Source organism: Microcoleus sp. AT9b-C3 (assembly GCF_036705485.1).
Lineage (GTDB): Bacteria > Cyanobacteriota > Cyanobacteriia > Cyanobacteriales > Microcoleaceae > Microcoleus.
Genome location: NZ_JAUBUR010000019.1, coordinates 32,669 through 58,648 on the forward strand (window position 1 = coordinate 32,669; position 25,980 = coordinate 58,648).

22 protein-coding genes, 1 pseudogene and 1 riboswitch are annotated in these 25,980 nt (G+C 47.3%); of the genes and pseudogenes, 13 read left to right on the plus strand and 10 right to left on the minus strand.

The window, feature by feature from the left end:
* Positions 1-136 precede the first annotated feature (136 nt).
* Positions 137-1,318, minus strand: coding sequence for an RNA-guided endonuclease InsQ/TnpB family protein (locus tag QUB77_RS17860; protein WP_445251756.1), 1,182 nt, complete (start codon positions 1,316-1,318; stop codon positions 137-139).
* 75 nt (positions 1,319-1,393) lie between these two features.
* Between QUB77_RS17860 and QUB77_RS17865 the strand changes: the two genes are divergently transcribed.
* From QUB77_RS17865 to QUB77_RS17900, 8 genes are all read left to right on the plus strand, one after another.
* Positions 1,394-1,714, plus strand: coding sequence for a WD40 domain-containing protein (locus tag QUB77_RS17865; RefSeq protein WP_333175608.1), 321 nt, complete (start codon positions 1,394-1,396; stop codon positions 1,712-1,714).
* Positions 1,715-1,805: 91 nt separating this feature from the next.
* Positions 1,806-1,961: a hypothetical protein gene (locus QUB77_RS17870; RefSeq protein ID WP_333175606.1), complete on the plus strand. Its 156-nt coding sequence runs from the start codon at positions 1,806-1,808 to the stop codon at positions 1,959-1,961.
* A 236-nt stretch (positions 1,962-2,197) separates the two neighbouring features.
* Positions 2,198-2,896, plus strand: a complete 699-nt coding sequence (locus tag QUB77_RS17875) for a hydrolase (RefSeq protein ID WP_333175604.1) — start codon at positions 2,198-2,200, stop codon at positions 2,894-2,896.
* A gap of 162 nt (positions 2,897-3,058) precedes the next feature.
* Entirely contained in the window at positions 3,059-3,721 is a 663-nt protein-coding gene (gene ycaC / locus QUB77_RS17880) for an isochorismate family cysteine hydrolase YcaC (protein ID WP_333175603.1), read from the plus strand.
* A gap of 159 nt (positions 3,722-3,880) precedes the next feature.
* Entirely contained in the window at positions 3,881-5,437 is a 1,557-nt protein-coding gene (locus QUB77_RS17885; protein ID WP_333175600.1) for an iron uptake porin, read from the plus strand.
* Positions 5,438-5,506: 69 nt separating this feature from the next.
* Entirely contained in the window at positions 5,507-6,085 is a 579-nt protein-coding gene (locus QUB77_RS17890; protein ID WP_333175598.1) for an antibiotic biosynthesis monooxygenase, read from the plus strand.
* A 36-nt stretch (positions 6,086-6,121) separates the two neighbouring features.
* The gene (locus QUB77_RS17895) at positions 6,122-6,397 is read left to right on the plus strand and encodes a UBP-type zinc finger domain-containing protein (protein ID WP_190440354.1); all 276 of its coding nucleotides are present in this window, start codon (positions 6,122-6,124) and stop codon (positions 6,395-6,397) included.
* Between the two features lie 34 nt (positions 6,398-6,431).
* Positions 6,432-7,382 carry a DUF5996 family protein gene (locus tag QUB77_RS17900; protein ID WP_333175595.1) on the plus strand — a complete coding sequence of 317 codons (951 nt, stop codon included), beginning with the start codon at positions 6,432-6,434 and terminating at the stop codon, positions 7,380-7,382.
* A gap of 132 nt (positions 7,383-7,514) precedes the next feature.
* On the opposite strand, the pseudogene QUB77_RS17905 reads toward QUB77_RS17900, so the two are convergent.
* The 3 genes and pseudogenes from QUB77_RS17905 to gltB form a co-directional block, all read right to left on the minus strand.
* Positions 7,515-8,206, minus strand: a pseudogene (locus QUB77_RS17905) (IS1 family transposase).
* 134 nt (positions 8,207-8,340) lie between these two features.
* A complete protein-coding gene (locus QUB77_RS17910) occupies positions 8,341-8,895 on the minus strand; it encodes a GNAT family N-acetyltransferase (RefSeq protein ID WP_333175592.1) in 555 nt (184 codons plus the stop codon).
* Between the two features lie 87 nt (positions 8,896-8,982).
* On the minus strand, positions 8,983-13,569 hold the full coding sequence (gltB, locus tag QUB77_RS17915) for a glutamate synthase large subunit (RefSeq protein ID WP_333175589.1): 4,587 nt from the start codon (positions 13,567-13,569) through the stop codon (positions 8,983-8,985).
* Between the two features lie 1,102 nt (positions 13,570-14,671).
* Here gltB and QUB77_RS17920 point away from each other — a divergent pair.
* From QUB77_RS17920 to QUB77_RS17930, 3 genes are all read left to right on the plus strand, one after another.
* Positions 14,672-15,091 carry a cupin domain-containing protein gene (locus QUB77_RS17920; RefSeq protein ID WP_333070612.1) on the plus strand — a complete coding sequence of 140 codons (420 nt, stop codon included), beginning with the start codon at positions 14,672-14,674 and terminating at the stop codon, positions 15,089-15,091.
* 102 nt (positions 15,092-15,193) lie between these two features.
* Positions 15,194-15,523 (plus strand): iron-sulfur cluster assembly accessory protein, encoded by a 330-nt coding sequence (locus QUB77_RS17925; RefSeq protein ID WP_333175585.1) that lies wholly within the window; start codon positions 15,194-15,196, stop codon positions 15,521-15,523.
* 8 nt (positions 15,524-15,531) lie between these two features.
* Positions 15,532-16,104: a Uma2 family endonuclease gene (locus QUB77_RS17930; RefSeq protein WP_333175696.1), complete on the plus strand. Its 573-nt coding sequence runs from the start codon at positions 15,532-15,534 to the stop codon at positions 16,102-16,104.
* Between the two features lie 136 nt (positions 16,105-16,240).
* Here QUB77_RS17930 and QUB77_RS17935 read toward each other — a convergent pair whose 3' ends face one another.
* From QUB77_RS17935 to atzF, 6 genes are all read right to left on the minus strand, one after another.
* Positions 16,241-17,239 carry a glycosyltransferase gene (locus QUB77_RS17935; protein ID WP_333175582.1) on the minus strand — a complete coding sequence of 333 codons (999 nt, stop codon included), beginning with the start codon at positions 17,237-17,239 and terminating at the stop codon, positions 16,241-16,243.
* 105 nt (positions 17,240-17,344) lie between these two features.
* Positions 17,345-18,559 (minus strand): response regulator, encoded by a 1,215-nt coding sequence (locus QUB77_RS17940; protein ID WP_333175580.1) that lies wholly within the window; start codon positions 18,557-18,559, stop codon positions 17,345-17,347.
* 216 nt (positions 18,560-18,775) lie between these two features.
* Positions 18,776-19,006: a membrane protein insertion efficiency factor YidD gene (yidD, locus tag QUB77_RS17945; RefSeq protein WP_333175577.1), complete on the minus strand. Its 231-nt coding sequence runs from the start codon at positions 19,004-19,006 to the stop codon at positions 18,776-18,778.
* Positions 19,007-19,155: 149 nt separating this feature from the next.
* Complete coding sequence (truB, locus tag QUB77_RS17950) at positions 19,156-20,097, minus strand: tRNA pseudouridine(55) synthase TruB (protein ID WP_333175574.1); 942 nt, start codon at positions 20,095-20,097, stop codon at positions 19,156-19,158.
* 288 nt (positions 20,098-20,385) lie between these two features.
* A complete protein-coding gene (locus QUB77_RS17955) occupies positions 20,386-21,129 on the minus strand; it encodes a calcium-binding protein (RefSeq protein WP_333175570.1) in 744 nt (247 codons plus the stop codon).
* 40 nt (positions 21,130-21,169) lie between these two features.
* Positions 21,170-22,984 carry an allophanate hydrolase gene (gene atzF / locus QUB77_RS17960; RefSeq protein WP_333175568.1) on the minus strand — a complete coding sequence of 605 codons (1,815 nt, stop codon included), beginning with the start codon at positions 22,982-22,984 and terminating at the stop codon, positions 21,170-21,172.
* A 512-nt stretch (positions 22,985-23,496) separates the two neighbouring features.
* Positions 23,497-23,651, plus strand: a riboswitch (guanidine-I (ykkC/yxkD leader).
* 144 nt (positions 23,652-23,795) lie between these two features.
* Between atzF and QUB77_RS17965 the strand changes: the two genes are divergently transcribed.
* Both QUB77_RS17965 and QUB77_RS17970 read left to right on the plus strand, forming a co-directional pair.
* Entirely contained in the window at positions 23,796-24,863 is a 1,068-nt protein-coding gene (locus QUB77_RS17965; protein ID WP_333175566.1) for an ABC transporter substrate-binding protein, read from the plus strand.
* A gap of 106 nt (positions 24,864-24,969) precedes the next feature.
* Positions 24,970-25,821, plus strand: coding sequence for an ABC transporter permease (locus tag QUB77_RS17970; protein WP_333175563.1), 852 nt, complete (start codon positions 24,970-24,972; stop codon positions 25,819-25,821).
* The last annotated feature ends 159 nt before the right edge of the window (positions 25,822-25,980 follow it).

The window sequence follows — 25,980 nt, forward strand, 5'->3', positions numbered from 1 at the left end:
ATAAAGGACTGTCATCCGTTTCCCAAAGTATATCGCTTGCCTAACTCCAGAATATAAAGCTCCTTGTGTAGATATTTATATCTTGACTTTTGACACTCCCCTGCTATCAAGGCGAGGGGATTCTTTGTTCACGGACTCAACTTGCTTGCGACTGGATTTCTCCAGCCAAAGTAGAGGTCGAATCTCCCAAAGCGTTCGGGTCTTTGACCCAAGTTCCGGTATGCCCTACCGTACTCAAGGCTAATTTCAGAATGTTAATCGCTGCATTCCAATCCCTATCCATAACAAATCCGCATTCACAAGCGTGAGTTCTTACTGATAGGGATTTTTTGACGATTGCACCGCAATTAGAACATTTCTGCGAAGTATAAGCAGGATTGACAGCAACCGTTACCCTGCCAAACTTTACTCCAAAATATTCCAACCACTTCCTGAATTGATACCAACCAGCATCGTTAATCGATTTAGCCAGACAGTGATTCTTTGCAAGATTCTTAACCCTCAAATCTTCGTAGGCGACCAAATCGTTAGATTGGATTACGCAACGCGCTAGTCTCTTAGCGTGTTCTTCACGTTGCCTACTTATTTTGAGGTGTACTCGCCCTAATCGATTAATTGCTTTCTTTCGGTTGGCAGAGCCTTTCTTTTTGCGAGAGACACGTCGCTGTCGAAACTTCAACCGTTTCTCGCTTGTTCGGTAAAACTTGGGATTCGGTTCAGTATGACCATCGGAGTCTGTATAAAACTCTTTCAACCCTACATCCAATCCAAGTGTTTTACCTGCTGGCGTTGTATCTACCTTGTTCTGGGCACTGATTGCAAACTGAACGTAGTAGCCGTCGGCGCGACGTATTAAGCGAACTCGCTTGATCTGGTCAATCTGGTAGAAATTAAGATCCCACGTACCTTTTAGTTTGAACTTGCCAATTCCCTTTTTGTCAGTGAATGTGATTTGCTTCCGAGTTTCCGAAAGTTTCCAACCGCTGACTTTGTACTCAACAGATTGACTGTTTTTCTTGAAGGTCGGATAACCTTTCTTTCCCGGAACGGCTTTCTTGCAGTTGTCGTAGAACCGAGCAATCGCAGAATAAGCCCTTTCCACAGAAGCTTGGCAAGCACTAGAATTCAAATCTTTGACAAAGGCGAACTCTTCTCTGAGCGCAGTGCTGTGACGGTACAAGTCTTTTTGCCCTACTCCTCGGTTGTCGATCCAAAATCGGATGCACTTATTCCGAACGAATTGAGCAGTTCTGATTGCCTCGTCTATTGCTGCGTACTGATTTGGTTTGCCTTTAGCCTTGAATTCTAAAACGAACATCTTACGTGAGAACTTGCTACGTTAAAACTCTAACACAAAGCCGTCCTATAAGGACGGGGCTTTAAACCCAAGTTTTTGGTAAAAGTCTTGCGGGGACATACGGGTGGGATCTGGTCGGTTGCTGTATGCCTTGATAATCAACTATTAGCGAGTGGCAGTGGCGATCGGACTATTCGGCTCTGGAATCTGCAAACTGGATCTTGTTTGAACGTCTTGCACAAACACACCAGTTGGGTCACGTCAGTCAGCTTTAGCCCAGATGGTCAGTTTTTAATCAGTGGCAGTGACGATCGCACCCTTAAAGTGTGGGACATCGCTACCGGATTTTGCATTCAGACATTGATGGTCGATCAATTGTATGAATGTACTTTCGATCGAATTCGGATTCTAACTTAAGTTAGAGCCAGCCTTCTACTCTGCGATGGAACGGTTAATCTATCAATTTGCACTGTAAAAAATTTAACTTGCTATAGGCGACAGCTTGAAGGTGACCACCTATATTGAATTTGTGCAAACAGTCATGCAAATGGATCGAGCAAGTAAATTGCACGGTTCCATGCTTGAAGGCATGAATATTCAAGGTGCAACTGGATTAACGCACGCTCAAGCAGCGACGTTGAAAGCATTAGGAGCAATTTCATAGTGAAGCGATCGCCCTTTGGGCAAGCGACGCGAACACCTTAACTCTATGCTTAACTCACGGATCTTAAGTGGTGAAATTTGGGGTTGTCTTGCAGACTCAGTTCATGGCGCGATCGCTTACTTCATCAACCCTTGAGGGTAAACAGACGTTTCATTTAAAAGCACAAGCAGAGATATTTAGCTTTTGATTTCATTCTGCAATTCCTCATTCACCAATCGCTCAAATAGGAGATTTCAATGTCTAAAAATCAAAAAATCGGTCTAGAAGGACTGCTTCGTCCAGAAGATAGCATCCTGGTACTGATTGACCATCAGCCCTATCAGTTCACCAACTTGAACAGCCATGAACCTACGATGATCATTAACAATGTTATTGGTCTTGCCAAATCGGCAAAGGTGTTCAACGTACCCACAATCCTGACCACAGTCATTGAAGAAAGAGGGGGTTATATCATTAAGGGACTACAGGATGTTTTTCCCGATCAAAAACCGATTAACCGCACTTTCATCAATACCTGGGAAGATCCTAATGTGACAGATATAGTGAAGAAAAGTGGCCGCAAGCAACTTATACTTGCTGCGCTTTGGACCGAGATTTGTCTCGCAATGCCAGCAATCCAGGCGCTGGGTGAAGGTTATGACGTATTCATCGTTACCGATGCTTCGGGCGGTGTTACTGCGGAAGCTCATGACATGGCGGTTCGCCGTATGGTTCAGGCGGGTGCAGTTCCAATCAACTGGATGGCTGTACTTGCTGAATGGCAACGTGACTGGGCACGCACAGAAACATCTGCGGGTGTATCAGAGATTCTTCTTGAGCATGGCGGTGCTAGTGCGGTTGCCCTTGCATGGGAACTTCAGCTCCTTGCAACAACCCCTCCAGCGGACGGCAAACCTGTCCAGGTCAGCAATTCCTCCATCTTCATGGGTCGATAGTAAAATCCCATTGCCACCAGAAGATTAGCGAGGGAAATCCTCTCTAAACACAGTCTTCGTCCCTGCTATGACAAACAGCAGGTTAGGGACAGAAACTCTCTTATCCCTGATTCCATCCTGCAATTCCTCATTCACCAATCACTCAAATAGGAGAATTACCTAATGTCTACATTCAAGTACAATCGTCTAGACAAGAATAATGCTGCGGTTTTACTGGTGGATCACCAAACTGGACTATTCTCGCTTGTGCGTGATATTGGTGCTGCCGACTTCAAAAATAATGTGCTAGCGCTAGCAAGTATAGCCAAGTTTTTCAACCTGCCTACTGTTTTGACGACTAGCTTTGAGGACGGCCCTAATGGAGTCATCCTGCCGGAACTGAAGGAGAAGTTTCCTGATGCTCCCTTCATTCCGCGCCCCGGACAGATCAACGCTTGGGACAATGAGGAATTTGTTAAAGCCGTAGAAGCAACGGGTAAGAAGCAATTGATTATTGCTGGCATTGTCACGGATGTCTGTGTCACTTTTTGCGCGCTTTCAGCATTGGAGGCAGGTTATGACGTTTTTGTGGTCACCGATGCCTCTGGCACCTTCGATGAAGCCTGTCGCGATGCAGCTTGGGATCGGATGTCTCGTGCTGGCGCTCAGTTGGTCAATTGGTTTAGCGTTGTGTGTGAATTACACCGTGATTGGCGTAACGATATTGAAGGGCTAGGTAATCTCCTTGCAGAGTTTATTCCTGACTACAACAACCTAATGACGAGCTATGCAGTAACATCAAATGCTGGCTCTGCCAATCGTGAACGCCTCATGACTCGTGTGTAACTGAGTGGATGTTGTCATTGCTCAGTGATCCAGTTTATTTGCAGCAGCACTGGATGATTTCGTGGAGGCTAGGAACGATCGCCAGAGATCGCTCCTAGCCAAGGTGACTGCTGCCGAAAATTGCCAAGAAATGCCGTGTTTTGAAGGGATTGATTCTCAATGAAACTTCTCTTTCAGTCGATTCTCTCATCGTGTCTGCTCTTTGGAGGCTCTCTGATTCACCCATGCCTGGTTGAGTCTGCCATTGCCCAGGATACCTTGCAAGGTCAAGTCACCTCTGTGAATCAACTGGCTGATGTGCAACCTACCGATTGGGCATTTGCAGCATTACAAGCGTTAGTCGATCGCTACGACTGTATGGTTGGTTATCCAAATCAACTATTTCAGGGCAATCGAGCCATTACTCGTTATGAGTTTGCTGCTGGGCTAAATGCTTGTCTAGATCAGCTAAATCAGCTACTAGCCAGTGCAACAGTAGATCTGGTGGAAAGAGAAAATCTACAAACACTACAAAAACTTCAAGCGGAATTTGCATCAGAACTCTCAACATTACGTGGACAGGTAGATTCCTTAGAAACCCGCACAACTCGATTAGAGTCTCAGCTATTCTCTCCTACAACAAAATTGACTGGAGAGGTCGTTTTTGCTGTGAGCGGTGCATTTGGTAGTGATAGAGCTGTACCACCAGGAGAAACACCTGGTTCTAGGGGTGAGATCGGTGACACTATCATTTTTAGCGGTCGTGCGCGGTTGATCTTGGATACCAGTTTTACGGGGCAAGATTTACTGAGAATTCGATTTCAGGCTGGTAATATTCCAAACTTCAGGGAAGCCACAGGAACCAATATGGCTCGCCTAAGTTTTGATGGTAATACAGACAATCAGTTCATTCTCAATCAACTTTATTATCAATTTCCCATCGGGTCAGATACTAGGGTGACTGCGATCGCACAGGGCACTTTGTTTGATATGGTTGATACGATTAACCCTCTATTGGGAAGTGATGGCAGAGGTTCGATTTCCGCATTTGGGGTGCGTAGCCCTATCTATCGTGAAGAAACAGGTGGGACAGGTGTTGGTATCAACCATAACTTTAACTCAGCCATCAATTTGACACTGGTTTATCTTGCTAATAACGCCAACAACCCGACTGCGGGAGCTGGATTATTTGATGGTTCTTACTCTGCCTTAGCACAACTGACACTCAAACCCACAGAATCCTTAAGTTTGGGCTTAACCTATGCTCGTTCTTTGAATTCAATTGATATTGGTACAAGTAGTGCCATTACCAATGATCCGTTTAATGGAAACAGTACCAGCATTGTTGGGGATAGCTATAGTCTTACGGCTTCCTGGCTTGTTAACCCTGCTTTCAGATTGGGAGGATGGATAGGATATCTCCGGGCATCGGCGCAAGACCTCTCCAATGCTCCTACTGCTGAGATTTTTTATTACGCAGTTAATTTTGGATTTCCAGATTTGGGTAAGGAAGGAAACTTATTAGGTTTTGTTTTTGGACAACCGCCTAAAGTGATCGGCAATCAGTTTGGAGTAATCGATCGTAGCACCTCATTGCACTTTGAAATCTTCTACCGGTTTCAAATGAACGACCATCTCTCCATCACTCCTGGTGTAATCGTCATTACCAACCCTGAACACAACAGCAATAATGACACGATTTTTGTTGGCACCATTCGAACGACGTTTCAGTTTTAGAGTCTATACAGGCACGGTAAGAGCTGTTTTCCTGTTTTAACCATCCAATTTCCCGGACTGTTAAATTCTATGTTGGAAGAACCATTGGCGAGCAATACCAGTCAAGAAAACTATCTAGTCACCGCCGTGATTTCTCATATCGTGAAACCAGGACGTGAACAAGGTTATGAAGCATGGTTTCATGGCATCGCCGCAGATGCACGAAAATTCAAGGGACATTTAGGTGTCAGCACGATTCGACCTCATGATCACGATCATTCTGAATACGTGGTCATTCTCAAGTTCGATTGCTACAACAATCTCAAAACCTGGATTGAATCAGATATTCGGCAAGAATGGATTGAGCGACTACAACCCTTAATTGAAAAGCCAGAAGCAATTCAAACCCTGACTGGGCTGGAAACCTGGTTTACGCTTCCTGACAAGCCGATGAAGGCTCCACCCCCGCGCTACAAAATGGCGATCGTCACATGGCTGGCAGTGTTTTTTACGATATCTATTCTCAATCGTTTGCTAGTACCACTCCTAGCGGGGCTTCCGGTATTGCTCAGAACGTTGTTGGTGACAGGTCTAACGGTTGCCCTGCTGACCTATGTGATTATGCCGCGCCTCACTCACCTCTTTCGCAAATGGCTGTATTCCACTTGATCGAGTACATATCTTGCACATTCACAGGAATCTTCCATGTCTTGTCAACACCTGAACGAACTGACACTAGAGACTATGATTTCAAAAGCCAATTACCCGGTATTCCGCTGTGAGGAATGCCTGCGAGTTGGCGATCGCTGGGTACATTTAAGAATTTGTCAAACCTGCGGCAAAATGTTGTGCTGCGACTCGTCTAAAAATCAGCACGCACGCCGTCATTACGAAGAAAGCGGACATGCGGTGATCAGTTCAGCCGAATTGGGAGAACAATGGCTGTGGTGTTTTGCCGATGAACAACAGAAGAACTATTGATTGCGCGCCCTTTTCTACTCGCGAGGAAACCATAATGTCAAATCAGCCTACCCTGACCTCAACGGATATTTGGCCGAGTTTACCCCTGGACGCATGGCAAGAGACCTATGCCACCTTGCACATGTGGACTCAAATCATCGGCAAAATCCGATTTGCCCAAACTCCGTGGATTAATCATTCCTGGCATATTCCCCTCTATTTAACCGTTCGGGGACTGACCACTTCCACGATTCCCTATGGCAGCCGCATCTTTCAGATCGACTTTGATTTCATTGATCATGAGCTGCTGATTCAAACCAGCGAAGGGGCAAGACGAGCGATCGCACTCTACCCTCGCTCGGTCGCTGATTTTTATCAAACCGTGATGGAAACTCTCAGAGCATTGGATATTCACATCACGATCAACACCAAACCGAATGAAGTCCCAGACCCAATTCGATTTGAGCAGGATGAAACTCATGCCGCTTATGATGCGGATTATGCCAATCGATGCTGGCGAGTGCTGCTACAGTCCGATCGAGTCTTTCGAGAATTTCGTTCACATTTTTCCGGCAAGGTTAGTCCGGTTCATTTTTTCTGGGGAAGTTTTGATTTAGCAGTGACTCGCTTTTCTGGGCGATCGGCTCCTGAACATCCAGGAGGGGTGCCAAATCTACCAGATGCTGTAGCAAAGGAAGCCTATTCCCAGGAAGTCAGTAGTGCCGGATTTTGGCCCGGAGCCGGATTATCATACCCAGCGTTTTATTCCTATGCGTACCCAGAACCCGATGGGTTTAAGCAGGCTACGATTCGTCCCGATGCTGCATTTTACAGTCAAGAATTGGGCGAGTTTATTTTGCCCTATGACGCTGTCCGCGAGGCAGAATCACCGGATCAGATGTTGTTAGAGTTCTTGCAAAGCACCTACGAAGCTGCCGCCAAGTTCGGCAACTGGAATCAAGAAGAACTCAAGCAGTTGACATTTAAGTCGCAACTGCATCCTTAAATTGACGTTTAACTGGCAGATCTTAAATGGTGAAATGTAGGACTGTTTCGCAGACTGGTTTATTGGACGCGATAGTGGAAAAAAGTTGGGGATTGCAACGACAAGGTAGGCGTTGCTGAATGATGCCATGAATCATTGAGGAATTGGCACATCCCAGAACTTGACGTAGTGTAGCAACAATCTGATCGAGTGTCTCAGCATTTCATCTGACGACTGAATAACAAAGTGTCTTGCGATGCAGTCGGGCTTTCGTAATGCCGTAACCGTGTGTTTTCACCTTCTACCCTGGTCATGTAAGTCTTGCGGTGGGCTCTGATCTCCATCTGGAATAAATCCTGGATAGACTGGCCAGCCGTCCGTGACATAAAAATAACAATTCCATGTTGCTACAAGCTCCCACAAGGGGGCAAAGGTCTTCGCATGCTCGGTCGCCCAAAACCCACCCTAAGATTTCTGGCTTAAAGTGGTCTACTGCTGTCCACAACCAGATTTTTTTTTGCCCTACAAAAGTTTCTAGTTCATCCAACTCCCCCACTTCTGGAGTGGTCTCGCTCGTCATAGGCGGACGGTAGGCGTTCTCCTACTTGTCTGACCCAATTAATGACGGTGGTGTGATGGACTCCTGTGACGCGCTCAATACCTCGAAATCCCATGCCGTTGACATACATTTTCAAACATTGCGCTTTAATTTCATCTGAGTATCCTTTGGAGATTGTGTAAACATCAATAAACTGACGATGACAATCGACACCAATATGATTTTGCTTCCCTCTCATCTTGCCCTTTTTACGGATATGGCTGGAGCCACATTCAGGACATTTCATTAGATTTAACCTCAATTCATATCACTATTATGCAACGCCCATTTTTTTATGATCACAATTAAGTATTGTATATAATTCTATTATAGTCTTGATAATGATTTAGGATTGCTATATAGTTTATAGTATCCTCAGATTCAAGTTTCTTTAAACAGCAAAATACTTTCATAATTTGGTAAATCTAGAAATTGGTCTATTTGCAAATTTCCTATTTGTTCAAATCCCTGCTTTTGGTGAAACATGAGTGAACGATTATTAGCTATTGGGTGGGTAACAATAAACAGCGAAATGAATGAATTGGGAAAAATCTTATAAATTTTTTCATACATAAATCGAGCAACACCTCTACCCATGCAATCTAACTTTGTTGCTACTACTTGGAGATAAAAATGCCGATCGCTTGTGACTCTTTTCTTAAAAGCCTCATCTTTCCAGATAATTTTATTCAACATTTCATCAGATATTTTGGGTTGTGATATAGCCACAAATCCCAGAATTTCCCCATCGGTTGTAGCTGCAACAAAATATCTGCCTGAATTATTTAAGCTTTTGACAATCTCATCTTCAGTAATTTTTGTTAGCAAAAAGCCGCGCTCGATCGACGTATTTTGACCGCGCGCATTAGAATTGTGAATATTGACGATCGCCTGTATGTCATCTCGATCGGCTTCTCTAAAAATTAGATCTTCCATTGCAAACATAGTGTGTAGGAACTCGGACAAGGGGCTTTAAGCCCCTTGTTTCATCGGTAAGGTGCGCACTGCGCACCCATCCTAACCCTAGCTGCCGCCAATCCGAGCGACATCGCGAGCATTTTCTTCAAACGCAGCCGTCAGCGCATCATCACCGCTTAAACCCGATGCGATCGCCCTTTCAATAGCCTGCAACACCCGCTTGTAATCCCTCGGCATCACCTTCACAAACAGCGGCACCATCGAGTCCCAATTGGCTAAAACCTTCGATGCTTTCGCACTTCCCGTCAAATCAACGTGAGTTTGAAGCATCTGCCGCAAATCGCTAATTTCCTCAACATCCTCCAATTTTTCCAAATCCACCATTGACATATTGCAGCGAGTAGCAAAATCCCCCGCTTCATCCAAAATGTAAGCAACACCGCCACTCATACCCGCTGCAAAATTGCGCCCGGTTTCACCCAAAACTACAACTTTGCCACCAGTCATGTACTCGCAACCGTGATCGCCCACACCTTCAACTACTGCATTAACGCCGGAGTTGCGCACCCCAAAACGTTCCCCCGCAATCCCTCGGATGAAAACCTCGCCGGAAGTCGCGCCGTAAAGCACTACGTTACCGACAATCACGTTTTCCTCTGCGACGAAGGTAGAATCTGGCGACGGATACAAGATGATTTTGCCACCGCTGAGCCCTTTGCCCAAATAGTCGTTAGCTTCGCCTTCGAGCTCCAGGGTGACACCCTTGGGCACAAAAGCCCCAAAGCTTTGCCCAGCGCTGCCTTGGAAGTGCAGGTGCACCGTGTCATCCGGCAAACCTTCCCAGTGGCGTTTGGTGATTTCGTTGCCGAGAATTGTGCCGACAACGCGGTTGACATTGGTAATCGGCAGTTTGGCGTGTACTTTTTCGCCATTTTCGATCGCACCTTTGCACAAATCCAGCAGTACACTCATGTCCAGAGACTTTTCCAACCCGTGATCCTGCGCCATCTGGCAATAGCGCCCGACATCCGCCCCAACTTCCGGCTGATAAAGGATTTTCGAGAAATCCAAACCCTTAGCCTTCCAGTGTTCCACAGCTTGCTGAGGTTCCAAAACATCAGTCCGCCCCACCATTTCATTTAGCGTGCGGAAGCCCAACTGCGCCATAATTTCCCGGACTTCCTGCGCGACGAAGGTCATAAAGTTTACCGTGTGCTCTGGGTCGCCGGTAAAGTTTTTCCGCAGCAGCGGGTCTTGCGTTGCAACGCCCACGGGGCAAGTGTTTAGGTGGCAAACGCGCATCATGATGCAGCCCAATGTCACCAGCGGCGCCGTCGCAAAACCGAATTCCTCAGCGCCAAGCAGTGCAGCAATTACTACATCGCGGCCGGTTTTCATTTGACCGTCAGTTTCCACCACAATCCGGCTGCGGAGATTGTTGAGTACCAAAGTTTGGTGAGTTTCCGCCAGTCCCAATTCCCAAGGTAATCCCGCGTGTTTGATCGAAGTTTGCGGCGAAGCGCCGGTACCGCCGTCGTAGCCGGAAATCAACACGACATCGGCGTGGGCTTTCGCAACACCCGCCGCGATCGTCCCGACTCCAACTTCCGACACCAATTTGACGCTAATCCGCGCTTCCCGGTTGGAATTTTTCAAGTCGTGAATCAATTCGGCCAAATCTTCGATCGAATAAATGTCGTGGTGAGGAGGAGGCGAAATCAAACCCACACCCGGAGTCGAGTTTCGCACCTTGGCAATCCACGGGTATACTTTTTTACCGGGCAACTGTCCGCCTTCACCTGGTTTCGCGCCTTGCGCCATCTTGATTTGCAGTTCCCGCGCTTGGGAAAGGTACAAGCTGGTAACGCCGAAACGCCCGGAAGCAACTTGTTTGATCGCGCTGTTTTTCGAGTCGCCGCGATCGTTCGTCCAAGTGTAGCGATCGGGATCTTCGCCGCCTTCACCGGTGTTCGATTTGCCACCAATGCGGTTCATCGCTACTGCTAGCGATTCGTGGGCTTCTTTAGAAATCGAACCATAACTCATCGCCCCAGTTTTAAAGCGTTTGAGAATAGATTCGATCGGTTCAACTTCCTCAATGGGTATCGATTCCCGCTGTTTGAATTGCAACAAACCGCGCAAGGTAAAATGCTGTTGGTTTTGTTCGTTTACCAGCCCAGAATACTGTTTGAAAAGCGTATAACTGCCATCGCGCACCGACTTTTGCAGGGCGTGAATTGTCTGCGGACTAAACAAATGCGCCTCGCCTTCTTTCCGCCACTGATATTCGCCGCCAACATCGAGAGTATGTCCGCTGGCTGGGCGATCGGGGAATGCGTGATTGTGGCGTAAAATAGCTTCTTGGGCGATGACTTCGAGGTCTACGCCTTCAATCCGCGAGGCTGTCCAAGCAAAGTATTTATCGACTACGGATTTGTTTAAGCCGATCGCCTCAAAAATCTGCGCGCCGCGATAACTTTGAATTGTGGAAATCCCAATTTTCGAGGCAACTTTCGTCACGCCTTTAGTTGCGGCTTTGATGTAGTTTTTGCAAGCTGTTTTGTACTCGACATTTAGCAGCAATCCTTCGCGGATCGAATCGGCGATCGTCTCAAAGGCCAAATACGGATTAATCGCGCCGCAACCATATCCAATAAGTGTCGCAAAGTGATGCACTTCCCTCGGTTCGCCGGATTCGAGCACGAGTCCCGCCCGCGTGCGCGTACCTTTACGGATCAAGTGGTGGTGCAGGCCCGCAACTGCCAGCAGCGCCGGAATTGGGGCTTTGTCTGGACTGGTACCCCGATCGCTCAAAATGAGGATATTCACCCCGGAGGCGATCGCGCTGTCTGCTGCTGCAAAAACGTCTTCTAACGCCTGTTCTAGACCTTTTACACCGCTTTTGGGGTCAAACAAAATCGGCACGGTGAGTGACTTGAAATTGCCCTCATTTACGTGTTGGAGCTTAGCTAATTCTTCATTGCTGAGAATTGGCGTTTTCAGTTCAATTAAATGACAGCTTTCCGGTTCCGGTTTGAGCAAATTGCGTTCAGCGCCGATCGTAGTTTCGGCAGAAGTTACAATTTCTTCGCGGATAGAATCGATCGGCGGATTGGTAACTTGAGCAAACAACTGCTGGAAGTATTCATAAAGCAGTTTTGGCCGATTGGAAAGCACCGCCAGCGGCGTATCCGCACCCATCGCGCCGACAGCTTCCACGCCATCTTTCGCCATCGGCGCTAACAGCAACCGCAGTTCTTCAAAGGTGTAGCCAAAGGCCATTTGCCGCTGCAATAATGTTTCGGGATGAGATTCTGCTACTGCCGGCGCATCTTTGAGTTTGGCGATTTCGACCATGTGTTGGTCGATCCACTCGCGGTACGGGTGTTCTGTGGCGATTTTGGTCTTAATTTCTTCGTCAGAGACGATGCGGCCTTCCTCGGTATTTACCAGGAACATCCGCCCCGGTTGCAAGCGGCCTTTTGATACAATTCGTTCTGGGGCGATCGGCAAAACTCCCGCTTCCGATGCCATAATTACCAAGTCGTCTTTGGTGACGCAGTAGCGGGAAGGGCGCAAACCGTTGCGATCGAGCACGGCCCCGATCGAAGTACCATCGGTAAATGCGATCGAAGCTGGGCCGTCCCAAGGTTCCATCAAGCAAGAATGGTATTCGTAGAAAGCTTTTTTCTCGTCACTCATGGACTCGTGGGCTGTCCAAGGTTCGGGAATCATCATCATTACAGCGTGCGGCAAAGAACGCCCGGCCAAATTCAGCAATTCCAAAGCATTGTCAAAAATCGTCGAGTCGCTGCCTTCGATATTGATTAAATTGGGGATTTTCTTTAAGTCATCGCCGAATAGTTCCGACTCGAACAGCGATTGTCGCGCGTGCATCCAGTTAATGTTGCCGCGCATCGTGTTAATTTCGCCGTTGTGAGCGATGTAGCGGTAAGGGTGCGATCGTTCCCAACTCGGAAAAGTATTCGTGCTGAAGCGCGAGTGAACCAGGGCTAGAGCGCTTTCCATGTCGGGGTCGTGCAGTTCGGGATAGTAATCTCCCACTTGCACCGGCATTAACATACCCTTGTAGACGATCGTTCGGCAAGAGAGTGTGGAATTATACCAGTATGGGTCTGTGTTAGTCCTGCGGATGGCATTGTGAGCCCGTTTGCGGATGACGTACAGTTTCCGCTCAAAAGCCGCCTCATCGATACCTGCGGCGCGCCGGAGGAACACTTGCTGCATGAAGGGTTCGCTAGATTTGGCGGTGTCGCCGAGGGAGGAGTTGTCGGTGGGAACATCGCGCCAGCCGAGCACTTCCTGGCCTTCTTCGGCGGCGATTTCCTCAAAAATGCGTTTGCCGTTTTCCCGTTCAGTTTGATTTGGCGACGAGTAAATCGCGCCAACGCCGTATTCGCCGGCTTCGGGAAGTTCGATGTTTAGGGCCGCTGTTACTTTCTTTAGAAACTTGTGGGGCACCTGCATCAAAATCCCCGCCCCGTCTCCGGTGTTGGGTTCGCAGCCGCACGCGCCCCGGTGGTCGAGGTTCAAGAGGATTGTCAGTGCCTGCTCGACAATTTCGTGGGATTTGTTACCCTTCATGTGTACGATGAATCCGACTCCGCAAGCGTCGTGCTCGAACTGCGGATCGTACAGACCTTGCTTTTGTGGCAGTCCGTTGCTGTTCATTTTGATGCTCCTGTCAAAGTGGCGAAAAGATGTTGATCTAGAGTAGAGGGTGGGATGCCGATCGCTCTAGTATCATGTATTATATGTGGATCTACTCAATTGGGTAGATGTACCCAAAAATCAAAGCTTATTCCATCCGAGTAAAAAATAGTTAAAGCCGATAATTTAACTAGGGAACCCGGAGATTAAAGATTTATGCTTAAAGACTCTTCAATTCTGTGAATTATTAAACCGCAGAGGCCGCAGAGAGCGCAGAAAAAGAGAAGAGAGATGAGTAATTCCGATACCAACTCACATCTTGCACCCTTGTTAATAAGCTTTTCAAGGGCGAGCAAGATGCCTAGCCCACAAAATTTACTCTCTGTGGAACAGGCCGGAAAGCCTGTTCTTGAGAAATGAGTTTATAGCATTGTTAATGCGACTGTATCCTCAGCGTGTGGGTGACATTCTCGACCAGCATTTTGCCTTCTCATCAGCAATGAGTATTTCTGAAAAATTGCAAAAAGTCGATCGACTCAAAGCCTGGTTAGATAGCTTTCGGCTGCTTTCTCCCACCCTGGTTGCAGAATTGAAAAAACTCTATAGCAATCCTTGCAGGAGTCGTAAATTTTTGACCCCACCCCAACCCTCCCCTTATCAAGGGGAGGGAGTAAGAAATTCACAAAGGATGCGAGGATCGCTATATGACGTTCGGTTTACTTATCACTGCTTCACAGAAATTATCCAAACTTATTCAAGTCTAACTATTATACTAGGTTTGAGCCCAGAGGGTCTCTAACCAGATGCTAGAAGTTTTGCCACAGCAGTCTCAAGAGCTGGATTAGGATTCACCTTTAATCAATATTCAAGAACCAGCGCCGTTTCTATGAAGATTTGATGTAGATTGGGGCAATCAATCTAATAACAGGTGACAACAGCTATGTTGGTTTTGCTATGGTTGTTAAGGCAAGTCGATCGGGCTGAGCATAACTCTTGCAAAACTCTACAGTCGGCTAACCAGTCCCCGCAGGTGGGCTTCGGTTTTAACTATAGATTAGTTAATCTCAAAAAACAACGTCGTTTACCAAAGGATTCAGCAAGCAATCCTCAAGGAGTAAAAATCATGGTTCAGATTCAAGAAATTTCTCAAGTATCTACCCTGCACGCACCTGCAGCACCCAACGCAATAGCCGCTACAGAATTGCGGCCTTGGGGCTCATTTACGACTCTAGAAGAAGGCCCAGGATATAAAATTAAGCGGATCGAAGTTAAGTCGGGACACCGCCTCAGCCTGCAAATGCACCACCACCGCAGCGAACACTGGATTGTGGTTTCAGGTACTGCAAAAGTTACTTGTGGCGACACTGAACAAGTTCTGTTTACAAATCAGTCTACCTACGTTCCTCAGTGCACTTCTCACCGCCTGGAAAATCCGGGAGTTATCCCCCTGGTTTTAATTGAGGTGCAGAATGGTGAATATCTCGGAGAAGATGATATTATCCGCTTTCAAGACGATTATGCTCGTAATGAAAAGGCTAAGTAACTAACTCAAAGTAAGGTGCGCAATGCGCACCCTACTGCGGGTAAGGTGCGCATTGCGCACCCTACATTCCACTTACAAATTACAAACTACAAATTACTCATAATGATTCATCTGAGCAAAACAGCAGCGACAGAAGTAACGCGCCTCAAGTCGAAGCATCCAAACCCCAATGCTTTATTTCGTCTGGGTGTGGAATCGAGCGGCTGCTCCGGTTTGTCTTATACAATGGCATTTGACGATGCGCCAGCCCCAGAAGACGCGGTATGCGAGTCGGAGGGAGTTCAAGTGGCGATCGACCCCCAGCACTTAAAATATCTCAATGAGCTCACCTTGGATTATTCAGAAGACTTGATGGGCGGAGGTTTCCGATTTCACAATCCCAATGCCGCCCAAAGCTGTAGCTGTGGCAACTCCTTTTCGGCTAAGGAATAATCAATATGATGACACTCAAAGACTTAGAAAAAGTCCAAAAAACCTTCAAAGAAGCCGGTCAAGACTACCAAGTTGAACTAGAAAGCGGGAAGATTATCATTGTGGGGCCGTCAGATATTGTATCTAGTGAAATTGGCATTCGCTTGAGTGCCTTTCTTTTCGTTTGGGTAAATCCTCGCCGTCTGGGTCGAGTTTTTGACTCCGCAGGCGGCTTTATTTTACCCGATGCTAACCTCACAGCACCTGATGTTTCTTTTGTGCGGGCTGCACGTCTCAGGCAAAGTCCGCGTTATTTCGGAGAATTAGTCCCCGACTTGGTAGTAGAAATTAAATCACAGAGCGATCGCATTAAACCGCTCGAAAAAAAGATTCTAAATTTTCTAGAACTCGGAGCACAAGTGGGAATTCTGATTGACCCGGACGAAGAAACTGTAACAGTTTATCGTCAGGAAGGTGAACCAATTGTGTTAGGAAATGAAGATATTTTGACAGTAGCCGAACTTTTCCCTGGTTGGGAATTGCCAATTTCTGAACTGTGGCCACCAATTTTTACAGAAGCAGAAACTCAAATTGAATCCTGATCGAGTTTATGCAGGTTTGACATTGCAAGAAATGCCAAAAGCCTCTCTTCTCTTCCTCTGTGTCCTCTGCGCTCTCTGCGGTTAAATAATTCCTCTGCAACCGTAAACGATATGAGTGCAATGGAAAAGCTTTTAATCAAGCTGGTGTACCGAGAATAACCCACTGCATTAACTGCTGCCACTCAGGAGATTGAGCTAATAAATCTGCATCGAATTCATTTCCCGCATCCTGCGAAAACTCGGCGAAAGCTTCCGCCCAATTAATTACTGTTTCCACAGGCAAATAAGGCGTATAATTCCAAGAACGCTGCAAAAAGTCTCCCATCTCAACAGAATGACCGGTGCGGTACAAATACCAAGCAATCCAAACTAAGGTACTGTACTTGATTTGCTTTTCCAACAAACGTATTTTATCCGGCAATTCGGGGCGGGCAAAAAAATTGTCCATGACTGCGGCGAGGGATTTAGCCTGCGGTAAACCTTTGTACATGGCGCTTTGTTCGTGTTGGCGGTAGCAAACAGTTACTTGCTGCAACCACTCTGCTTCGCATCCCATTAAGGCTAAACGCAGCACTAAATCTGTATCTTCCGCCGGGGGAAATCGAGGATCAAATCCGCCGGCGCGCTCTAACCACTGACGGCGAAATACCATCGCGCTGGGTAATACTGGTTTCCACCGCAGCCACATTTCTAAGTCTAATTTAGGGACATTTTGCCAGGGTTTGACATCTTTTAGGGGTTCGCCTATACTATTAACTAGACGCCAGCCGCTGTGGACTATTCCTAGATTTGGTCGCGCTGCAAATACAGCCATTTGTGCTGCTAATTTGTCGGGAAAAAAGTAGTCGTCAGCATCAAGAAAAGCGATAAATTCTCCTCTGGCTAGCTCGATGCCGCGATTTCTAGCAATCGAAACTCCTTGATTTTGTTGGTAAATGTAGCGAATTCGATCGCCATATTTCTCTAAAACTAATCTAGTGTCATCTTTGGAGCCGTCGTCTACTACAATAATTTCCCAGTCTGTATAGGTTTGGTGCAGAACGCTATCTACTGCTTGGCCGACGTAATCCGCGCAGTTGTAAGCCGGAATTACTACGCTCACTTGCGGAGTGCGATCGATCGTAACATTATTCATAATTAATTATCTTAAATTCGATTGCGTCTCTATTTTACAATGAGCTTAGGGTGCGTCAGTTCCTGACGCACCCTGTAAGGGCTTCTTGTGTTCATTAATTTGGGGTCAAGAATTTGCCAAGGAAAGTTGGTGCGAGTTCAGTAAATCATTGGGGCGAATTGCGAAAGGGTAGCGATCGCCTTTTACCTTCAAATACTTGTCAGCTATTTGCAAAACCTGTTCGGGATTGGCTGGCTTGCTCAAAAAATCCGAAGCACCTGTCAATTTCGCTCGCGTGCGGTCAATTATACCGTCTTGACCGGTCAAAAACACGATCGGAGTTTCCCGAAAAGCAGGTGTTTTTCGCAAAAAATTGCACAAAGCAAAGCCACTTGTCTTCGGCATCACCACGTCCATAAAAATTAAAGCAGGCTTTTGTTTGGCGAGGATACCAACTCCCTGCATCGGGTCTTGAATTTTTAGGACTCGATAACCCTCCGGCAACAAAATTTGCTCTAAAAATTCGCATACTGTCGGACTGTCATCGATACAGGCAATCAAAGGGCGACCCGGCCCTGCAATAGCTGCGGCCAGGCGCCACTGTTCTATAGGCGACGGCAAGTCTGGTACTGTTCGGAAATTTACTAAACCTTGTTTGATGTAATTAACTAAAGCGCGAGTTGCCACTGTCACGCACTGCTTTTTCTTAAATGCAATATCCCAAAGAGTATTCTCGCCGTTGAATACGTTACCCAAAGCAATCAAAGAATTAGAACTAAATCGATTTTGCTGCAACTGGGCCGACGGTTTTAAAAGCGGTGCTTGTTCTGGATCTACCAGCCACAAACCCATTGCTTTCCACTTCTGCCAAATTTCTTCTGTACAACACAGAACTTTCTCTACTTCTGTTAAAGACAGCAGCAAAGAAGAAGTAATTGTAGAAAAATATTTCTGGGACGGACGCCACTCCCGGCGCAAACCCGATTGACCGATCAAAGCAAATAAGACTTCGGAAAGGCTGGTGTGGACGATCGCCCTAGCTTGTTCGAGACTCATTTCGCTGGCTGCTATCCCTCGCTGAAGCAGTTGATATTCCCACAGTTCTCCAGCATCGATGTTTCTGAGATCCACTTGAAAGTTTCGACAGTGTTGCCCGATCGCCCTGTACCAGCGCCTCGCTCTGTGCGCTCCTCCCGTGGCATACACCAAACTACCCTGAAAAAAGTAAAGTTGCCACTGTTGTTCTCCTTGCTCTAACAGCAGTTTCCCTGTTGCTTGTTTCTGGCTGAGTACAGCCAGAGTATGGGACAACATTTTGTATCCGATTGCGGTAGCAGACATATCAACTCGCATCCCCTGTACTCTGTTTGTACCATTATATAGCTGCTGAGTTTTGAAAGATAACAGTGATATTACTGAATTTGGGTTAAGAAAAACCACTAATTGTGCGAATTCAACCCCATCAGGGACTGATTCCCCTCGGTAGTTTTAGCCAGTAGGATGCCACGCCTCTTTGCACTATTAACTAATAACTAAAATCCGGCTTCTAACTAATAACTAATTGCCATCGCTATCTTTGGGAGGTACTGGATCGTAACCTCCTGGATGAAAAGGATGACAGCGCAAAATTCGCTTAACTGCCATTGAGCTGCCGCGGGCAGGCCCAAATCTTTCTATTGCTTCGATCGCGTATTGCGAACAACTTGGCTGAAATCTACAGGCGTTAGGCAGGTAAGGAGAAATCCCCATTTTGTAGCCTCGGATTAATCCGATCAGCAATATTTTCACAATTTTTACCTCAGCGATTGATTAGATTAATAGCAAAATCTCGTCCCGTACCGCTGTCAGCTAGGTGAATCGAAGACATTCTCAGCGGTTAGAGTTCCGCCAACTTTTCCCGTACCAATTATACCTATTTTCATTTTTATTTTAGATAGCTACAGCACAATTTGAGGAGATAATATGGTACTTGTCTCTGAGTTTGCTACTTGACCGATACCTAAAAAATTACCGTCTCGATCGTACACCTGCAAGGGATAGGGAGGTTGGATTAGTGGGTTGTCGGGGGGATTCTTCGTACTTTTCTCCTCTCCCCCTATGGGTGTTTCGGGAATCGGGAGGCGCTGTCCTTGAAACCAGCGTTTGGTATATTCAGGGGAAAGGACGATCGCACCTAAATGTCCCAAAACCGCCGATGGCAAAATCGGGCAGAATTTATCCTCCTGCAATTGCTGTTCCAATTGTTCAAAACTGAGACTTTCCTCGATCGAAAAACCGCTACTTTCGGTGCGAGTCAAACAAGCCAAAGTACCGCCTGTATTCAACACCGCACCCAAATCCCGCGCGATCGCCCGAATGTAAGTACCCGCCCCGCAGGCGATCGACAAATCCAATTCAGGAAAATCCCCCGGCCGCCAATCCAAGATTTCCAGCCGAAAAACCTCAACATTTCTAGCAGCAACTTCTACAGTTTCGCCTTTTCTAGCTAACTCATAAAGGCGTTTTCCTCCCACCTGAACCGCACTAAAACTCGGTGGAAATTGATCGATTTTTCCTATAAATTTTGGCAGTGCAGCTTGCACTTTTTCCAAACTCAACTCTGGCACCGGTCGAGAATGGATAATTTCTCCTTCTAAATCGTCAGTAGCAGTAGTTAAGCCAAAGCGAATCGTGCCTCGGTAAGCTTTATTGTGTTGGAGATATTGCAGCAGTCTGGTTGCTTTGCCCAGGGCGATCGGCAAAACGCCAGTCACAGCAGGATCGAGGGTTCCTCCGTGTCCGACTCGCTTGAGTTTCAATAGCCGGCGCACTCGCCCCACGCAGTCGTGAGATGTCATGCCGGCAGGTTTGTTGAGATTGAGAAAACCGTCAGTAGTCATTAGGAAGAGGGAAGAAGGAAGAGGGAAGAAGGAAGAAGGAAGAGGGAAGAGGGAAGAAGGAAGAAGGCAACGAATCAGTGTACGACATTTAACGGAGAGAAGGAAGCAGGAAAAAGGAAGATGAAAATTTTTGAGATTGCTTTGTTTGGGAACACTAAAGCTAACTTTACTCACAAGGAGAAAGCGGTTTAGAGTTAAAAAGTTCAACATTGAAAACTTAAAACTACAAAGTACCCGCCAGCCCAATTATTAATTCCCAATTCCCAATTCCCAATTCCCAATTACCCATTAAAAAATAAAGTCCGCCTGACTGATAGAAGTGCGCGCAACTCCGAATAAAGTAGCCAGAGTTTCCTTACTGCTTGTAAGCTGAATAATTGTACTGGTCGTAGTTCCGGGTCCAGCGGAAATGGTGAGTTCGCCAAAGGTGAGGCCGGCAGTCAAGCGAATTCGATCGGTAACATCAGTAAAGTCTGTAATCACATCCCCATCTGCCTGACGCCCGATCGCAAAAGTATCGTTTCCGGTGCCGCCAGTTAAAGTATCTCGCCCGCGATCGCCCGATAAACAGTCATCGCCGATGCCACCAAACAGCGAGTCATCGCCGGCACCCCCAAAAAACGTGTCATTACCCGCGCCGCCCAACAAAGTATCGGTATCTTGGTTGCCAAACAGCAAATCATTGCCAACGTCGCCCAGCATTGAGTCAGAACCTTTGCCGCCGTAGAAAGTATCGTCGCCGGCGCCGCCCAAAACGCTGTCGCGGCCGGCACCCCCGAACAGTATGTCATCGCCAACGTCGCCCAGCAGTGAGTCATCGCCGTCGCCGCCGTAGAGGCTATCGTCTGCGCCTAAGCCAAAAATGCTGTCAGGGCCACCCAAACCAAATATCAAGTTAGCGCCCGCACTACCCCTGAGAGAGTCGGGGCCGCTGGTGCCACGAGTGCCGCCAGGTGTCCCTCCGGGACTGGTACCGCCGGTGGGGGTTGGGGTTGTGACGGGAATTGGTACAAGTGGCACTGCTATTGGCATGATTCTGAAGATGCGTAGAAATTTGCCATTCTAACTTAACTTAAAAGCGGAATTTATAACCTCGCCAACCGCCGAGATGAGAAATATCGATCGCATCCGCCACAGCATAAGATTCGCACAAAAAGCCCTGCACCGTGGAGCCGTCCTCCAGCACCAGCGTACCAATTCCCAGCGGCGGGGGAATTTTAGCGACAAATCCGCCGAAAGCGGCGATCGACAACTCCCAAACTTCCACCTCGATCGCGCTACCGCCCTCTATCTGACGCACCAATCCCGGCTTGCCCAGAGCAGTACCCGTCAAAGCGTACAGCTTGTAAATCGGGCTGGTACGGCAGGCGCGAACCAAAACGCCTCCCCCCTCGATTAGTTGATAATTCAGCGGCTCACCGCTCAAATGAGCGCCAACTACAGCTATTTTGACTCGTTCTTCTGAGAAAGATTTGGCTGCGCTGGCGGGTTCGGGGACTGTTGGCAGTGGCAGGTTGGTTGCGCCCATAGTTCCCCCCAAGCGATCGTGGAAAGCAGATCCCAGGCTGCAGAGCGATAAATCGTGCCACGCAGGAGCCATCAGTGTTAATCCTGCGGGCAATCCGCTGCTTTGAAACCCGCTGGGAACTGCGATCGCACACAAATCGAGCAAATTTGCAAAGTTTGTGTAGCGCCCCAGATTGGTGTTGAGCACGATCGGCTCGGCTGCAACTTCTGCGACAGTATAAATAGTGCCTGTCGTGGGAACCGCCAACACATCCATTGACTGCCACTGAATTTCTGCCTGTTGGCGGAGTTCGGCCAACCGGTACGACGCGCGGTAGGCAGAGACGGCATCGTAGCGTTTGCCGCCGCTGATAATTTCGTAGACTATCGGATCGATCGCATCTGGGTGCGCGTCGAGGAAATCGCCGATCGCGGCCAACCTTTCTGCTACCCAAGGCCCGCCGTAAAGCAGTTCGGCAGCATCCGCAAAGGGTTTGAAGTCAATAGGTGCGATCGTGCAGCCCAAAGATTGCAAGCGCGCGATCGCATCCCGGTAGCGCTGTTCGGCTTCTGCATTCCCGAAAAATTCGAGTTCCCCGTCTCCGGGAACCCCCACCCGCAAGCTGGATAAATCCGGCAAAACTTTCGTTTCAGGGCGACGAGAAAACGCATCCTCAGCGTCAAAACCGCTGGCTGCTTGCAGCACGGAGGCTGCATCCGCACAGGTGAGAGCGAACACAGAAACGCAATCGAGCGATCGCACTGCCGGCAGCAGGCCGCGAGTGCCGATCGAGCCGCAACTTGGCTTCAGCCCGACAATGTTGGTAAAAGCAGCGGGAACGCGCCCCGATCCTGCGGTATCGGTACCCAGAGCAAAACTCACCAATCCGGCCGAGACTGCTGCTGCGGAACCGGAACTCGATCCGCCCGGAATGTAGCGCGAATCGAAGGGATTGCGGCAAACTCCATAAGGCGTGCGGGTTCCGACTAATCCTGTGGCAAACTGATCCATGTTTGTTTTGCCGACCGCGATCGCACCTGCCGCGCACAAACGCTCTACAACTGCGGACGATCGCGCTGGAGTGCGAGCAAACTGCGGACATCCCGCCGTAGTGGGAACGCCCGCCCAATCGAGATTATCTTTGATCGCAAAAGGTATCCCGTAAAGCGGCAATTTTTGCGGGTCTAGGTTTTCCAAGGCTTTGGCGCGTTCGAGGGTTTCCGCCTGCGGTGCTAAATAAATCCATACTGCCGGATCTGCATAGCGTTCGATCCGATCGTACACGGTGGCGATTACATCTGCAGGCGCGATCGACCCTGTGCGGTAGCGATCGAGCAGCGAATGAATGTCCAGACTGTTGCTGTAGTTAAATTTTTCCATAGTGCACCGTCAGTCGATTTTAGATTTTAGATTTTAGATTTTAGATTGAAGAGTTGACTTCATATCATTTCCGGAGAGATTCGGACTGGTATGATGTTAAATTTTGTAGGGGCGGGTTCACCAGCAATAATTGCCCATAATCTACAATCTCATAAACCCGCCCCCACCCATACTCGCATCTAGTCTATGGCGCTCGAAGTATTTCTCAAGAAATATTCAACCCTGACCTTGCGGGTTTCGTCTTTGTGTACCCGTAAACTTCCCGATTTCCAACCGCCGGGTTTAATCTTCCAAAAACTTTAATTTGACAAATCCGAGAAAAACCGTTTTTTGTAACCTTTTACACATTTTATCATCAAGTTTGCTGTTACCGTTTGAAACGTAGCAATCTAGTAAGATTGCAAGCTACAGTATGCTTACCTTTCAAAAAGCTAAGTAGATTGCTGTAAGTGACAGTCTCGCATAACTCCTTGGGTTGCAAACAGGACTTATACAGACAAAAACGGAAAAAATTTAACAGCTTCTAGGGTTCCGATTTGAATCTGTTTCTAACTCAGCTTAGAAAGTTCAAGTGCTGGTCCGAGAGAAGCAGACTGGTTGTCCCAAAATTTTATTAATTTGAGGGGAACACTAGCCAGTTACACGGCGGGATAAAAGCCCGGGAGAAACGCGATCGGTCATCAAGACTCGGTTCGTTAGCTCTCGGGCTTTATCCTTATATATCAGGGGGGTTTGCAGAAGCTAAGGAAGCCAAAGAAGGTGCAAAAGCTCGATCGACATATTCACCTCTAACCAGCAACCAGAATATTTTATGAATATCCGATATTGCTCCCCAAAAATAACGCGATCGCCTTTATCCTACTGTGCCCTATTTTTCATCACTTTGTTTTTCGCTGTCGGCTGCGTCAACCCGGCAATTTATATCAAAACTACGACAGAAAGCGAAGCAGCTTCTTCAGTAAGCGCTGATGCAGTTAGCCTCGGATTCAGCGCGTGGCCCGGCTGGTTTCCTTGGCAAATTGCCAAAGAACAAAAGATATTTGAAGCCAACAATGTTGCTGTAGACTTAAAATGGTTTGACGGCTACTTAGAATCCATCAGCACCCTCACAGCAGGACAGATAAATGCTAACAGCCAAACCCTCGGCGATACCGTAAACTCCATATCGGGCGGTGCCGACCAAGTAATTGTTTTAGTCAACGACAACTCGACGGGAAATGACAAAGTGATTGTCGCCGAAGGCATCAATTCCGTTGCCGATTTGAAAGGCAAAAAAGTGGCAGCCGAGGAAGGTACAGTCGATCACTTTCTATTGTTGTTAGGGCTGAGAAAAGCAGGCTTATCAGTGCAAGATATTCAATTTGTACCGCTGGAAACTGGCAAAGCTGCGGCGGCTTTCGTGGGAGGGCAAGTCGATGCGGTGGCAGTATTTGCGCCGTTTACCACGCAGGCATTAAAACGATCGAACAGCAAGGAACTGTTTAGTTCAAAAGATTTTCCGGGGGCGATTTCCGACCATTTGGTATTCACCCGAAAGTTTATCAACGAACACCCCGATCGAGTGCAAGCCCTGGTCAATTCATGGTTTGCAACATTGGACTACATGAAATCAAATCCCGACAAATCTTACGAGATTCTCGCCAACCGCGCCGGAGTTAGCGTTGAGGAATACAAAGAATATGAAAACGGCACTAAGATATTTACGATCGAGGAAAACTTGAAAGCCTTTCAACCGGGAAATGACATGACATCATTACAGTTTGCGGCGGCAGAAATGACTAAATTTCTCGTTGATGTAAATTTAGCAAAAACCCAACCCGATATCAGCACATTATTTGACGATCGCTTTATCAAAGCTTATGCAGAAGGCAAAAGCTAGGAGGCCGAATTTACGATTTGGCAGACACAACAAAGTTTCAACCTTATTATTTATTTATACCAAAAAGCTACTAAAATTACTCGCTCAACCATTCGGCCATTAAATCATGCCACCAAATCCAGAATCCCGATCGATCCAATCCCACCTCAAGCAAAAAAGCCTAAATCCCACCGTTTTCTGGCGGATTGCGGAAGAGATACCACAACCCCTCAATATTGGGTTAACGGTAACATCGATCGCACTGCCGCTGCTGCTGTGGTGGCTAGTAACAACCTTCGCCAACGTAGACCCCAAATTTTTGCCTTCACCCGGCAAAGTTTTAGAGGCATTTGGTCGGCTTTGGAACACTCGCGAACTTTTGAAAGACACAGTAGCGAGTTTGTGGCGGGTGGGAGTGGGCTTTCTGTTCGCCTTAGTTTTTTCCATACCAATTGGCGTGCTGATGGGCAGTTTTCCCAGTATTCGCGCCTTGCTGGAACCAATGTTTGGCTTGATGCGATATATGCCCGCACCAGCATTTATCCCCCTATTAATTCTCTACAGGGGCATCGGCGAAGAACCAAAAATAATGCTGATATTTATCGGCGTCTTTTTCTTCAATTCGCTGATGGTGATGGATACAGTCAAGTTTGTTCCAAAAGACTTGATTGAATCTACTTATATGTTGGGTGGCAATCGCTGGGAAATCCTAACTCAAGTTATTTTTCCCCACGTTTTGCCGGGAATTTTAGATGCTAGCCGCATCAACTTAGCTGCGGCTTGGCAATTGGTAATCGTCTCGGAATTGATTGCTGCAACCGAAGGCTTAGGCCGCCGGATTAGTGTCGCCGGTCGATTTCTCCGAACCGATGAAATTTTTGTGGGGCTGATTGTCATTGGGGTGATAGGACTGACTTTTGACTTGCTTTTTCAATATCTGCTGCGGGTTTCTTGTAAATGGTCAAGTCAGAAACAGTAAGCTGATTTTGAAGGAAGAAGGAAGAGGGAAGAAGGAAGAGGGAAGAAGGAAGAAGGAAGAAGGCAGTGGTTTATAATCAAATTAAAACCCCCGCTAGATATCGTTTTTTATCCTAAAAGTTCCAGATTTTGGGAATAAACAAACCAATTTTTTACTTAC